At 73.3% G+C, this 13,808-nt stretch carries 10 protein-coding genes and 1 riboswitch; of the genes, 8 read left to right on the plus strand and 2 right to left on the minus strand.

The window, feature by feature from the left end; genetic code table 11:
- Window positions 1-1,002, minus strand: a 1,002-nt coding sequence (locus P3L51_RS30300) for an alpha/beta hydrolase (RefSeq protein ID WP_354608523.1), incomplete at its 3' end; no start/stop codon positions are given.
- A 94-nt stretch (window positions 1,003-1,096) separates the two neighbouring features.
- A complete protein-coding gene (locus P3L51_RS30305; protein WP_354608524.1) occupies window positions 1,097-1,765 on the minus strand; it encodes a class II aldolase/adducin family protein in 669 nt (222 codons plus the stop codon).
- 319 nt (window positions 1,766-2,084) lie between these two features.
- On the opposite strand from P3L51_RS30305, the gene P3L51_RS30310 reads away from it, so the two are divergent.
- The 8 genes from P3L51_RS30310 to P3L51_RS30345 form a co-directional block, all read left to right on the plus strand.
- Window positions 2,085-3,353, plus strand: a complete 1,269-nt coding sequence (locus P3L51_RS30310; RefSeq protein ID WP_354608525.1) for an inorganic phosphate transporter — start codon at window positions 2,085-2,087, stop codon at window positions 3,351-3,353.
- Window positions 3,354-3,408: 55 nt separating this feature from the next.
- Window positions 3,409-3,657, plus strand: a complete 249-nt coding sequence (locus P3L51_RS30315; protein WP_354608526.1) for a hypothetical protein — start codon at window positions 3,409-3,411, stop codon at window positions 3,655-3,657.
- Between the two features lie 296 nt (window positions 3,658-3,953).
- Window positions 3,954-4,029, plus strand: a riboswitch (cobalamin riboswitch).
- A gap of 160 nt (window positions 4,030-4,189) precedes the next feature.
- Window positions 4,190-5,176, plus strand: a complete 987-nt coding sequence (locus tag P3L51_RS30320; protein ID WP_354608527.1) for a cobalamin biosynthesis protein — start codon at window positions 4,190-4,192, stop codon at window positions 5,174-5,176.
- On the plus strand, window positions 5,173-6,735 hold the full coding sequence (locus tag P3L51_RS30325; protein WP_354608528.1) for a cobyric acid synthase: 1,563 nt from the start codon (window positions 5,173-5,175) through the stop codon (window positions 6,733-6,735). The genes P3L51_RS30320 and P3L51_RS30325 overlap by 4 nt, the downstream gene beginning before the upstream one ends.
- Window positions 6,732-10,421, plus strand: coding sequence for a cobaltochelatase subunit CobN (gene cobN / locus P3L51_RS30330; protein ID WP_354608529.1), 3,690 nt, complete (start codon window positions 6,732-6,734; stop codon window positions 10,419-10,421). The genes P3L51_RS30325 and cobN overlap by 4 nt, the downstream gene beginning before the upstream one ends.
- A gap of 52 nt (window positions 10,422-10,473) precedes the next feature.
- Window positions 10,474-12,531: a putative cobaltochelatase gene (locus tag P3L51_RS30335; RefSeq protein WP_354608530.1), complete on the plus strand. Its 2,058-nt coding sequence runs from the start codon at window positions 10,474-10,476 to the stop codon at window positions 12,529-12,531.
- Window positions 12,531-13,130, plus strand: a complete 600-nt coding sequence (cobO, locus tag P3L51_RS30340; RefSeq protein WP_354608531.1) for a cob(I)yrinic acid a,c-diamide adenosyltransferase — start codon at window positions 12,531-12,533, stop codon at window positions 13,128-13,130. Before P3L51_RS30335 ends, cobO begins: the two co-directional genes overlap by 1 nt.
- A 29-nt stretch (window positions 13,131-13,159) precedes the next feature.
- Window positions 13,160-13,808 (plus strand): cobyrinic acid a,c-diamide synthase CobB (locus P3L51_RS30345; protein WP_354608532.1); only part of this gene is annotated, 649 nt, incomplete at its 3' end.

Genomic DNA, 13,808 nt, shown 5'->3' on the forward strand with positions numbered 1-13,808 from the left:
GACAGGTTCGCGGGAGGGGTACCAGGGGGCCAGGACGTCGTCGGGGCCGTGGAGGATCAGCGTCGGGACGTCGAGCGTGCCCGGATCGGCGACCACGGGCAGCCGGCCGCCGCGCAGTCCGGTCCGGCCCTGCGCCGCGCGGACGGCGAGCGGCAGCAGCGGGCCCGGGGTGCGGCGGGCGGTGGCGAGGGCGCGCAGGGTCCTCTCCCAGTCGAGGACCGGGCTGTCCAGGACGAGTCCGCTGATCCGGTCGCGCAGCCCGGACTTCCCGGCGGCGTGCAGGGCCATGGTCGCCCCGACGGACCAGCCGTACAGGACGACGTGTTCGGCGCCGACCCGGACGGCGAAGCGGATCGCGGCATCGAGGTCGCGCCATTCGGAGTCGCCGAGGTGGCCGAGGCCGTCCGGGGAGCGCGGGGCGCCGTGGTCGCCCCGGTAGGCCAGGTTCAGGACCGGGAGCCGCTGGTCCACCAGGAACTCCAGGACATTCATGGGGTGCTCCAGGGTGCTGCCGAGGCCGTGCGCGGTGATCACCCAGGTGTCCCGGCTGCCGGGCACGAACCAGCCGGGCAGCGCGCCGAGTTCGCCGGGGATCTCCACCCGGTCGTACGCGATGCCGAGCGCCGTGGCGGGGTCGCCGCGGTGGAGCCACGGGGTGAGCCGGACGCGGCTGCCGGCGCCGAGGGTGCCCAGGCCGACGCGCTCCAGCCGGCGGACGACCGTGTCGGCGCGGTGCGGCACGTCGTCCATGACGGGGCCGACGACCGCCTGGATCTCCGTGGACTCCAGCCCGTAGGTACCGGGGCGCAGGGAGGCGAGACAGCGCGTGAGGGTGATGCGGCCCGCGGCGGTGGCGTGCACGGTGAGCCGTGGGTCGCCCGGCAGTGGTCGTCCGGACGGCTTGAGCACGACGTCGCTGGCGTACCGGCCGGCCGCCACAGCGGCCGTGCCGACACCGATCACTGTGGTGACGGCTGCTGCCGTCGCTCTGGCCGGGCGCATTTCCCCAGTGTCGGCACGGAATGCCGGTACGGCCAGTGGAGCGGGCGTCCGGGGTGACGCGGGGAGGCGTGAGCGGCCCTGCCGGCGGGCGTGGTCAGCTCCGCTGGCCGTAGCCCTTGAGCTGCTCCTCGACGTCCCGCACCTGCTGCCGGGAGAGCAGGGACGGCGTGCGGCCGGGGACGGCGGAGGCGGTGAGCCACAGGCGGCACATCCACTCCAGCTGGGCCGTGCGGTCGTATGCCTTGTCCAGGGTGTCGGCGTAGGTGACGGTGCCGTGGTTCCGGAGCAGACAGCCCGTGCGGTCGCGCAGCGCGCGCACCATGTTCTCGGCCAGGGCGCCGGTGCCGTACATCGCGTACGGGGCGACCCGGACCGGGCCGCCGAAGTCCGCCGCCATGTAGTGGATCAGCGGGAGTTCGGGGACGAGGGTGGAGACGGCGGTGGCGTGCACGGCGTGGGTGTGCACGACGGCGCCGGCGTCCGTGTGCCGGTAGACCTCCAGATGCATCGGCAGCTCGCTGGTGGGCCTGAGGCGGCCGATGACCTGTCGGCCGTCGAGATCCACGGCGACGGTGTCCTCGGGCGTCAGCCGGTCGTACGGCACCCCGCTCGGCGTGACGAGGACCAGTTCCCCGACGCGTACGGACACATTGCCCGAGGTGCCGACGACCAGTCCGTCGGCCGCGCTCCGGCGGGCGGTGGCGACGAGGTCCCGCCACGCGTGTTCGATCGCCTGCCCGTGGGTGTGTCCGGTCTCCGTCATACGGCGATCCTCCCAGGTGGTTCAAGGAGGTTGGCGGGGTCCACGTTTGAGCGATATCTCTCCGTGCCGCCCGGCCCGGTCCGAACCGGGCTTCCGCCGCCGCCCGGAAGGGGCCGCAGACGGGTCTCGGGCCGGGCGCCGCATGGGCCGGGCGGACTCCGGCGGCACGCTCGAACTCCCGTGGCCACAGGCCGGTTCACCGGCGGGGGCGACACCCCCCACGGGGAGACACCGCAACGCCTGCCTCAGTTCATCTTCCGTTCACCCAACATCCCTACGTTCCTGAACGGCCGATGACGTCAAACGATTGCCTGGGTAAATGGAACACCTCACGCTGCTGCTCGCGATCGTGATCGTGACGGCTCTTGTGTTCGATTTCACGAACGGTTTCCACGACACCGCCAACGCGATGGCGACGACCATCTCGACCGGCGCCCTGAAACCCAAGACCGCGGTGGCGATGTCCGCCGTGCTCAATCTGGTCGGCGCGTTCCTGTCGGTCGAGGTCGCCAAGACCATCTCCGGCGGGCTCATCAACGAACAGGGCATCAGAACCGAAGTGATCTTCGCGGCGCTCGTCGGCGCCATCCTGTGGAATCTGTTCACCTGGCTGCTCGGCCTTCCTTCGAGCTCCTCCCACGCTCTCTTCGGCGGTCTCATCGGCGCCACGCTGATGTCCGTCGGCGCCTCGGGTGTCAACGGCGGGGTCGTCGTCACCAAGGTCCTGCTCCCGGCGCTCGCCGCGCCGCTGGTCGCCGGTCTGGCCGCGATGCTCGCCACCCGGCTGACGTACCGCATCAGCCGGAACACGGACGAGAAGTCGACCGCGAAGGGCTTCCGCGCGGGACAGATCGCCTCGGCCGGTCTCGTGTCCCTCGCCCACGGCACCAACGACGCGCAGAAGACCATGGGTGTCATCACCCTCGCGCTCGTCACCGGTGGCGTCCTCGCCCCCGGCTCCAACCCCCCGATGTGGGTCATCGTCTCCGCCGGTGTCGCGATCGCGCTGGGGACCTACCTCGGCGGCTGGCGCATCATCCGGACCATGGGCAAGGGCCTCACCGACCTCCGTCCGCAGCAGGGCTTCGCCGCCCAGACCAGCGCGGCGACCGTCATCCTCGCCTCGTCCCACCTCGGCTTCTCGCTCTCCACCACGCAGTCCTGCTCCGGCGCGGTGATGGGCGCCGGCCTCGGCCGCAAGGGCGGAGTCGTCCGCTGGTCGACCGCCACCCGGATGTTCATCGCCTGGGGTCTGACCCTGCCGGCCGCCGGCCTGGTCGCGGCGGGCGCCGAGTTCCTGACCGGGCAGGGCCCGTGGGGCATCGGGGCCACGGCCGCGCTGCTCGTCGCGCTCTCGACGGTCATCTGGCTCGCGTCGCGCCGCCAGCCGGTCGACCACACCAACGTCAACGGAACCGACGAACCCACCGGGGCGGCCGAGCCCCCGGGCGTCGTGACCGCCGCCATCGCCGCCGTCACCCCGCCCCCCGTGGGCGGTCCGGCGTCGGAGATCGCCGCCACCATCCCGGCCCCGGGTCCGGGGACCGCCGAACCCACCGCCGAACCGGCCCGGTCCGCGACCGTCTGACCTCGGTGGTCGACATCGGCGTCAGCGGCCCGACGAAGCGAAGGACACTTTCAGCATGAACATCGACTGGGCGGCGCTCGGCTCCGTCTTCGGAGTCAGTCTCGTGGCCACCGTCGCTCTGGTGGGCCTGTTCACCCTGGGCATCGTCGGGCTCTCGAAGGGCGCGGCACCCGCTCAAGGCACGACGACCGCCACGGCCACCACGGGCACCGGCTCCGTCGCGCTGGCCCGCACCGGCGCGTACGTCTGCTTCGGGCTCTGCCTGGCGGCCGTGTCGTACGGGATCTACATGATCGTCGCCTGAGCCGGACGCGTCGCGGCGCGATCGGACGCGGTGGAGGGGGTGGCCCGTACACGGGGCCACCCCCTCCACCGCGCTCGCGTGGCAACGCGGTTCGGGCGGATGGGCGAGCGGCGGTTCGCCCGCGGGTGGGCGAGCGCGCCCACCCGTCGGAGTCGGCGCTCGCGATCCGGCCGTCGCACGCGCCGGAGGCGCCCGCCGCGTGTGGGCCTCGGCACACTGCCCCACCGCAGGTCAAAGCCTGGTTGACGGAGATTCGCACGCGTGGTGGACTGCCGAGGCCAATACGGCGACAGCGAGAGGAAGCCGGTGCGAATCCGGCGCGGTCCCGCCACTGTGACCGGGGACAGCCATGTCCCCGGAAGCCAGGAACTCTTGTCGCCGCATCACGTCGAACCGGGGCGCGGACCCTGAGTGAGGACATGTCGCCATGCCCGGCTGCGGTTCAGCTGTCGCGTCCAGAGCTGTGAGTACGAGAACCCCACGAACGCCGAGAACCCGGAGAGCTTCCCGAGGCGTATCGGCGGGCTGAGCGATGCGTGCCGAGTGTTCGGCGGGCCGCGAAGTACCGGCCCAGGGAAGTGTTTTCGCGTACGGCGCCGCCGCCGGTCTCCTCGCCGACCGGTTCTTCGGCGATCCCCGGCGCGGCCATCCGGTCGCCGCCTTCGGGCGGGCCGCGGGCGCCGTCGAGCGGCTGCTGTGGCATGACCACCGGGGCTGGGGCGCGCTGCACACGGCGCTGTGCGCCGGGGGTGCGGCCGGGGCGGCCGCGCTCGTGGCGCACGGGCTGCGGAAACGTCCCGCCGCGTCCGTCGCCCTGACCGCCGCCGTCACCTGGACCGTGGTGGGCGGTACGTCGCTGGGGCGCGAGGCGCGCGCCGTCGGCGGGGCACTGGCCGCCGGGGACGTCGAGGTGGCGCGGGAGCGGCTGCCGCATCTGTGCGGGCGGGACCCGCGGAGCCTGGACGGACAGCAGATCGCGCGCGCCGTCGTGGAGTCCGTCGCCGAGAACACCTCGGACGCCGTCGTGGGAGCCCTGGTCTGGGGCGCGTTCGGCGGGGTGCCGGGGCTGGTCGCGTTCCGCGCCGTCAACACGCTGGACGCGATGGTCGGGCACCGGTCGCCGCGGCACCTGCGCTTCGGCTGGGCCTCGGCGCGGCTGGACGACGTGGCCGGCTGGCCGGGAGCCCGGCTGACGGCGGCGCTGGCCGCGGTGGCGGGCGGCGCGCCCGCGCGGGCCCTGCGAGCGGTACGGCGCGACGCGGGCCGCCATCCGAGCCCCAACGCGGGCCCCGTGGAGGCCGCGTTCGCGGGCGCGCTGGGCGTACGGCTCGGCGGCACCCTCGCGTACGGCGGACGGGTCGAGCACCGGCCGGTGCTGAACGGCGGCGGCCGGCCGGTCGAGGTGGCCGACATCGAGCGGGCGGTCGAACTGTCGCGGCGCGTCGGCGTGCTGGCGCTCGGCGTCTGCGTGGCCGGGCGGCTGCTGGCCGGTCACCTCCTTGAGAGGAGGGGCCGATGAGCGGCGGACAACGGCTCGGGGGCGGGTTGCTGGTCGCCGGGACCACCTCCGACGCCGGGAAGAGCGTCGTCACGGCGGGTATCTGCCGCTGGCTCGTGCGCCGGGGTGTGAAGGTGGCGCCCTTCAAGGGGCAGAACATGTCGCTGAACTCGTTCGTGACGCGCGAGGGCGCCGAGATCGGCCGGGCACAGGCGATGCAGGCACAGGCGGCGCGCGTCGAGCCGACGGCGCTGATGAATCCCGTCCTGCTCAAGCCGGGCGGCGACCGCAGCAGTCAAGTGGTGCTGATGGGGCGGCCGGTGGGTGAGCTGAGCGCCCGCGGCTACCACGGCGACGGCAGCGGACCCGGCCGCCAGGAGACCCTGCTGGGCACCGTCGTGGACTGTCTTCAGGAGCTGCGGAGCACCTACGACGCGGTGATCTGCGAGGGCGCCGGAAGTCCGGCGGAGATCAATCTGCGGCGTACCGACATCGTGAACATGGGTGTCGCGCGGGCCGCCCGGCTGCCGGTCGTCGTGGTCGGCGACATCGACCGGGGCGGCGTCTTCGCGTCCTTCTTCGGTACGACGGCGCTGCTGAGCGCCGAGGACCAGGCACTGGTCGCGGGCTATCTCGTCAACAAGTTCCGCGGCGACGTGTCGTTGCTGGAGCCGGGTCTGGAGATGCTGCGCGGGCTGACCGGCCGCGCCACGTACGGCGTGCTGCCGTTCCGGCAGGGGCTGGGCATCGACGAGGAGGACGGTCTGCGGGTCTCGCTGCGAGGCCCCGTACGCGAGTCGGTGGTGACGCCTCCGTACGGAGAAGAGGTCCTGCGGGTCGCCGTCTGCGCGGTGCCGCTGATGTCCAACTTCACCGACGTGGACGCGCTGGCGGCCGAACCGGGCGTCGTGGTGCGGTTCGTGGACCGCCCCGACGAGATCACCGACGCGGACCTGGTGATCGTCCCCGGTACGCGCGGCACGGTGCGGGCCCTGGCCTGGCTGCGCGAGCGCGGTCTCGCCGACGCGCTGCTGCGGCGCGCCGCCGAGGGCCGCCCCGTCCTCGGCGTCTGCGGCGGCTACCAGCTCCTCGGCGAGCACATCGAGGACGACGTCGAGTCCCGCGCGGGCTCGGTCGACGGCCTCGGACTGCTGCCCGTACGGGTCGAGTTCGCCCGCGAGAAGACGCTGGCGCGGCCGGTCGGCGAGGCGCTGGGCGAGCGGGTCGAGGGGTACGAGATCCACCACGGCGTCGCCTCCGTGGAAGGCGGCGATCCGTTCCTCGTCGACCGCGCCGGTCGTCGCCTGGACGGCACACGCGTCGGGCCGGTGTGGGGCACGCACTGGCACGGCTCGCTGGAGAGTGACGGCTTCCGGCGCGCGTTCCTGCGCGAGGTGGCCGCGGCGGCGGGGCGCCGTTTCGTACCCGCCCCCGACACCTCGTTCGCCACCCTGCGCGAGGAGCAGCTCGACCTCCTCGGCGATCTGATCGAAGAACACGCGGACACGGACGCGCTGCTGCGGCTGATCGAGTCGGGCGCCCCGTCAGGACTTCCCTTCATCGCACCTGGAGCGCCATGACCACGGCAAACACCGTCCTGTTGTTGTCCACCGCCGACACCGATCTGCTCGCGGCCCGTGCGTCGGGCGCGCCGTATCTCATCGGCAACCCGACGCGGGTCGACGCCGCCGACGAGCTGCCGGCGCTGATCGCCGGGGCACGGATCGCGGTCGTACGCCTTCTCGGCGGCAAGCGCGCCTGGGAGGACGGTCTTGCCGCGCTCGCCGCGTCCGGGATACCGACCGTGCTGCTGGGTGGCGAGTCGGTGCCGGACGCGGAGCTGATGGCCGACTCGTCGGTGCCCGCAGGTGTGGTGGCCGAGGCACTGCGCTATCTGGTCGAGGGCGGGCCGGAGAATCTGGCGGAGCTGGCGCGGTTCCTCTCCGACACGGTGCTGCTGACCGGCGAGGGGTTCGAGGCGCCGCGAGCGATGCCCGAGTGGGGCGTGCACGGCGAGCGCGCCTCTGTGGAAGGGCGGCCGACCGTGGCGGTCCTCTTCTACCGCGCGCACCACCTCTCCGGGAACACCTCCTTCGTGGACGTGCTCTGCGACCGCGTCGAGGAGCGCGGCGCGAACGCCCTCCCGGTGTACTGCGGTTCGCTGCGCGGTGCCGATCCCGCCCTGTACGAACGGCTCGGCTCGGCCGACGCGCTGATCGCGACCGTGCTCGCGGCTGGCGGCACGGTCGCCTCGGACGCGTCGGCGGGCGGCGACGAGGAGGCGTGGGACATCGGGGCGCTGGCCGACCTCGACGTACCCGTCCTGCAAGGACTCTGTCTGACGTCGTCACGGGCCGCCTGGGATGCGTCGGACGCCGCGCTGTCCCCCATGGACGCGGCGATGCAGGTCGCCATCCCGGAGTTCGACGGGCGGCTGATCACGGTCCCGTTCTCCTTCAAGGAGCAGGGCCCGGACGAGGTACCGGTGTACGTCGCCGACCCCGAGCGGGCCGGGCGGGTCGCCGGGATCGCGGTGCGGCACGCGCGGCTGGCGCACAAGCCGAACGCGGAGAAGAAGCTGGCCGTGGTCTTCACCGCGTACCCGACGAAGCACTCACGCGTCGGCAACGCGGTCGGCCTCGACACCCCCGCGTCGGCGGTGCGGGTGCTGGACGCCCTGCGCGACGCCGGGTACGTGGTGGGGGACGGCGCCGACGCGCACCCGGACAACGGCGACGAGCTGATCCACCGGCTCATCCACGCCGGTGGCCACGACGTGGAGTGGCTGACGGAGGAGCAACTGGCCGTGGCGCCCGCGCGGGTGCCGCTGGCGGACTACCGCGCCTGGTTCGACAAGCTGGAGCCGGGGCTGCGCGCGAGCATGCTGGAGCACTGGGGCGAGCCGCCGGGCTCGCTCTACGTGGACGGCGACGACATCGTGCTGGCGTCGCTCCGGTTCGGGAACGTCGTGGTGATGATCCAGCCGCCGCGCGGGTTCGGCGAGAACCCGATCGCGATCTACCACGACCCGGACATGCCGCCGTCGCACCACTACATGGCGGCGTACCGCTGGCTGGAGACGGCGGCCGACCGCAACGGCTTCGGCGCGGACGCGATCATCCACATGGGCAAGCACGGCACGATGGAGTGGCTGCCCGGCAAGGGCCTCGGTCTGTCGGCGAACTGCGGCCCGGACGCGGTGCTCGGCGAACTGCCGCTGATCTACCCGTTCATCGTCAACGACCCCGGCGAGGGCACGCAGGCCAAGCGGCGCGGCCACGCCACGGTCGTGGACCATCTGGTGCCGCCGATGGCGCGCGCCGACACCTACGGGGACCTGGCCAAGCTGGAGCAACTCCTCGACGAGTACGCCCTGGTCAGCGATCTCGACCCGACGAAGGCGCCGACCGTGCGCGCCCAGATCTGGACGCTCGTCAAGGCCGCCGAGCTGCACCACGACCTGCATGTCGACGAGCAGCCGGGTGACGACGACTTCGACTCGTTCGTCATGCACGTCGACGGCTACCTGTGCGAGATCAAGGACGTCCAGATCAGGGACGGTCTGCACATCCTCGGCGGCGGCCCCGAGGGCGAGGCCCGGGTCAATCTGGTGCTCGCCGTGCTGCGCGCCTCGCAGGTGTGGGGAGGCAAGGCGAACGCGCTGCCGGGCCTGCGGGCGGCGCTCGCCGAGCATTTCGGGCTGGTCGAGAAGGAGTTGCTGGGCGAGCCGGGCGCGCCGGTGAAGGTGCCGGTGGAGCTGACGGAGCTGGTGGCGGGTCCGGCGCGGTCGGCGGCGGACGCGATCGACCTGCTGGAGCAGTTGTGCCGGCGGCTCGCGGAGGGCATGGAGGAGCGGCGGTGGGAGCTGTCGGCGGCGGCCCCGCTGGTCGGGGAGGTGCTGGGGCACGAACTGCCGTCGGCGGTGGCCGTGCTGGGCTTCGCCTGCACCGAGGTCGTGCCGAGGCTGGCCCGTACGACGGACGAGATCGACAACATCCTGCGCGCGCTGAACGGCGGTTTCGTCCCGGCGGGCCCGTCCGGGTCGCCGACGCGCGGGCTGGTCAACGTCCTGCCGACCGGCCGCAACTTCTACTCCGTCGACCCCAAGGCCATTCCGTCGCGGCTGTCCTGGGAGGTCGGCCAGGCGCTGGCGGACTCGCTGGTCGCCCGGTATCTGGCCGATACGGGCGCCTATCCGGCGTCGGTCGGGCTGACCGTCTGGGGCACGTCCGCGATGCGCACCCAGGGCGACGACATCGCCGAGATCCTGGCGCTGCTGGGCTGCCGGCCGGTGTGGGACGACGCGTCGCGGCGGGTCAGCGGCTTCGAGATCGTGCCCGCGGCGGAGCTGGGGCGGCCCCGGATCGATGTGACGGTGCGGATCTCGGGCTTCTTCCGGGACGCCTTCCCGCATGTGGTGGGGCTGATCGACGACGCCGTACGGGCGGTGGCGGAGCTGGACGAGCCGGCCGAGACCAACTACGTGCGGGCGCACGCCGATCAGGACACGGCGCTCCACGGTGACCGCCGGCGCGCGACGGCGCGGATCTTCGGGTCGAAGCCGGGCGCGTACGGGGCGGGGCTGCTGCCGCTGATCGACGCGCGGAACTGGCAGTCGGACGCGGACCTCGCCGAGGTGTACGCGGTGTGGGGCGGTTACGCGTACGGGCGCGGGCTCGACGGGCGGGCGGCGCGCGGCGACATGGAGACGGCGTTCCGGCGGATCAAGGTGGCGGCGAAGAACGTCGACACGCGGGAGCACGACCTGGTCGACGCGGACGACTACTTCCAGTACCACGGCGGGATGGTCGCGATGGTGCGGCATCTGACGGGCGGGTCGCCCGAGGCGTACGTGGGTGACAGCGCGACGCCGGACCAGGTCAGGACGCGGACGCTGGGCGAGGAGACGCACCGGGTGTTCCGGGCGCGGGTGGTCAATCCGCGCTGGATGGCCGCGATGCGGCGGCACGGCTACAAGGGTGCCTTCGAGATGGCGGCGACCGTGGACTACCTGTTCGGGTACGACGCGACGGCGGGCGTCGTGGACGACTGGATGTACGAGAAGTTGTCGGCCGAGTACGTCTTCGCGCCTTCGATCCAGGAGTTCATGCGGCAGTCCAACCCGTGGGCGCTGCGCGGGATCACCGAGCGGCTGCTGGAGGCGGCCGAGCGGGGGCTGTGGGCGGAGCCGGACCCGGCGACGCTGGAGCGGCTGCGGGCGACGTATCTGGAGCTCGAGGGCGATCTCGAAGGGGGCGGCGAGTGAGGACTCGAACGCCGGACGGGCCGAACACGCCGACCCATGCCTTGGAGGCACTGTGAGTACGCCGTACCCCTTCACCGCGATCGTCGGGCAGGACGATCTGCGGCTCGCGCTGCTGCTCAACGCCGTGTCCCCCGCCGTGGGCGGCGTGCTGGTACGCGGTGAGAAGGGGACCGCCAAGTCCACCGCCGTGCGAGGGCTCTCCGCGGTGCTGCCCGAGGTCGCGGTCGTCGCCGGGTGCCGCTTCTCCTGCGCCCCCGACGCGCCCGACGCGGCGTGTCCCGACGGACCGCACGAGACGGGTCCGGGTACGTCGCGGCCCGCCCGGGTGGTCGAACTGCCCGTCGGCGCCTCCGAGGACCGGCTGGTCGGTGCGCTGGACATCGAACGGGCGCTGGCGGAAGGCGTGAAGGCCTTCGAGCCGGGGCTGCTCGCCGACGCCAACCGGGGCATCCTCTACGTCGACGAGGTCAACCTGCTGCACGACCACCTGATCGACGTCCTGCTGGACGCCGCCGCGATGGGCGCCTCCTACGTAGAGCGTGAGGGCGTCTCCGTGCGGCACGCCGCGCGGTTCCTGCTCGTGGGGACGATGAACCCCGAAGAGGGCGAGCTGCGGCCCCAGTTGCTCGACCGCTTCGGGCTCACCGTCGAGGTCGCCGCGTCGCGCGAGCCCGATCTGCGGGTGGAGGTCGTACGGCGGCGGCTCGCCTACGACGACGACCCCGCGGGGTTCGCAGCGCGGTGGGCCGACCAGGAGAACGAGCTGCGGGCGCGCGTCGTGGCCGCGCGGGCGCTGCTGCCGGAGGTACGGCTCGGTGACGCCGCGCTGCGCCAGATCGCGGCGACGTGCGCCGCGTTCGAGGTGGACGGCATGCGCGCCGACATCGTGATGGCCAGGACGGCGACGACGCTCGCCGCGTGGGCGGGGCGCACGGTCGTGCTGGCCGAGGACGTACGGCAGGCGGCGCTGCTGGCGCTGCCGCACCGCAGGCGCCGCAATCCGTTCGACGCGCCGGGGCTGGACGAGGAGAAGCTGGACGACACGCTGGAGGAGTTCGGCGGCGGGGACGACACCCCTGAGGACGATCCGGATCCCGACGGGCCGGGTGGGGGCGGGCAGCCGCCGCAGGACGGACCCGAGGGACCTGCGGACGGGCCTGTCGATACGGCGGAGGCACCCGCGCAGCCCGAGGAGTCTGCGCAGCCCGGGGAGCCTGCGCAGCCCGAGGAAGCTCAGGGCGGCCGGCCCGCCGGGGGCGGTGAGCAGTCCGCCGTGCGGGCCGCCGAGCCCTTCCGTACGAAGATGCTCAGCGTGCCCGGTCTCGGTGAGGGCGCGGCGGGGCGCCGTTCGCGGGCCCGTACCGACCACGGCCGTACGACCGGGGCCCGGCGGCCACGAGGCACGCTGACCAAGCTGCATCTGGCCGCGACCGTCCAGGCCGCGGCCCCGCACCAGCGGGCGCGCGGGCGTTCGGGGCGCGGGCTGGTGGTGCGGCGGGACGATCTGCGGCAGGCGACCCGCGAGGGGCGCGAGGGCAATCTGGTGCTGTTCGTGGTGGACGCCTCCGGGTCGATGGCCGCGCGGCAGCGCATGTCGGCGGTGAAGGGCGCGGTGCTGTCGCTGCTCCTGGACGCCTACCAGCGGCGCGACAAGGTCGGTCTGATCACCTTCCGTGGGAAGGACGCGACGGTGGCGCTGCCGCCGACCTCGTCGGTCGACGCGGCGGCCGTACGGCTGGAGACGCTGCCCACCGGCGGGCGCACCCCGCTGTCCGCCGGGCTGTTGAAGGCGCACGACATCCTGCGGGTGGAGCGGATGCGCGATCCCGCGCGGCGCCCGCTGCTCGTCGTGGTGACGGACGGGCGGGCGACGGGCGGGCCCGACCCGGTGGCGCTCGGTACGCGCGCGGCGCGGCTGCACGCCGCCGAGGGCACGGCGTCGGTGGTCGTGGACTGCGAGTCGGGGCCGGTACGGCTCGGTCTGGCGGTCGCGCTCGCGGGCGAGCTGGGCGGCACGGCCGTCACGCTGGAGGAGCTGCGCGCCGACAGCATCGCGGGGCTGGTCAGGGATGTACAGGGCACGCGGGGCGCCAACAGGAAGGCAGCTTGATGCCACAGGGACAGCCGGCGATCGTGCCGGACGACGGGCTCACCACCCGGCAGCGCCGTAACCGTCCCCTTGTCGTCGTCCACACGGGCATCGGCAAGGGCAAGTCGACGGCGGCGTTCGGGCTCGCGCTGCGCGGCTGGACGCAGGGCTGGCCGATCGGGGTGTTCCAGTTCGTCAAGTCGGCGAAGTGGAAGGTCGGCGAGGAGCACGCGCTGAAGGTGCTGGGGGCGAGCGGCGAGGGCGGTTCGGTCGACTGGCACAAGATGGGCGAGGGCTGGTCCTGGGTCCAGCGCGACAAGCAGCTTTCCAATGAGGACGCGGCGCGCGAGGGCTGGGAGCAGGTCAAGCGGGACCTCGCGGCGCGCACGTACCGGCTGTACGTGCTGGACGAGTTCGCGTACCCGATGCACTGGGGCTGGGTGGACACCGACGAGGTCGTACGGGTGCTGCGGGACCGGCCGGGCACACAGCATGTCGTGATCACCGGGCGGAACGCGCCCGAGGCGCTGGTCGAACTCGCCGATCTGGTCACCGACATGACGAAGGTCAAGCATCCGATGGACGCGGGGCAGAAGGGGCAGAAGGGCATCGAGTGGTGAACGCTTCCCCGGTTTCCCCCGGCTCACGGGTGACGGTGCCGCGTCTCGTCATCGCCGCCCCGGCGTCCGGCAGCGGCAAGACCACCGTCGCCACCGGGCTGATGGCGCTCCTGACCGGGCGCGGCCTCGCCGTGTCCCCGCACAAGGTCGGGCCCGACTACATCGATTCCGGCTACCACGCGCTGGCGACGGGGCGGCCCGGCCGCAACCTCGACGCGTACCTGTGCGGTACGGAGCTGATCGGGCCCCTGTTCGCGCACGGCGCGGCGGGCTGCGACCTGGCCGTGGTCGAGGGCGTGATGGGGCTGTACGACGGCGCCGCCGGGCAGGGCGAACTCGCGTCCACCGCGCAGGTGGCGAAGCTGCTGCGGGCGCCGGTGGTGCTCGTCGTGGACGCCTCCTCGCAGTCCCGGTCGGTGGCCGCCCTGGTGCACGGCTTCGCGTCGTGGGACCCCGAGGTGCGGATCGGCGGAGTGATCCTCAACAAGGTCGCGTCCGACCGGCACGAGGCGCTGCTGCGCGAGGCACTGGACGAGTCGGGTGTGCCGGTGCTCGGTGTGCTGCGGCGGGCGGCGGAGATGGAGACGCCGTCGCGGCATCTGGGGCTGGTGCCGGTGGCGGAGCGGCACGGGGACGCGGTCGCGGTGGTGCGGGGGTTGGCGGCTGTCTCTTATACAC

It is taken from the genome of Streptomyces panacea (assembly GCF_040560175.1).
GTDB lineage: Bacteria > Actinomycetota > Actinomycetes > Streptomycetales > Streptomycetaceae > Streptomyces > Streptomyces panacea.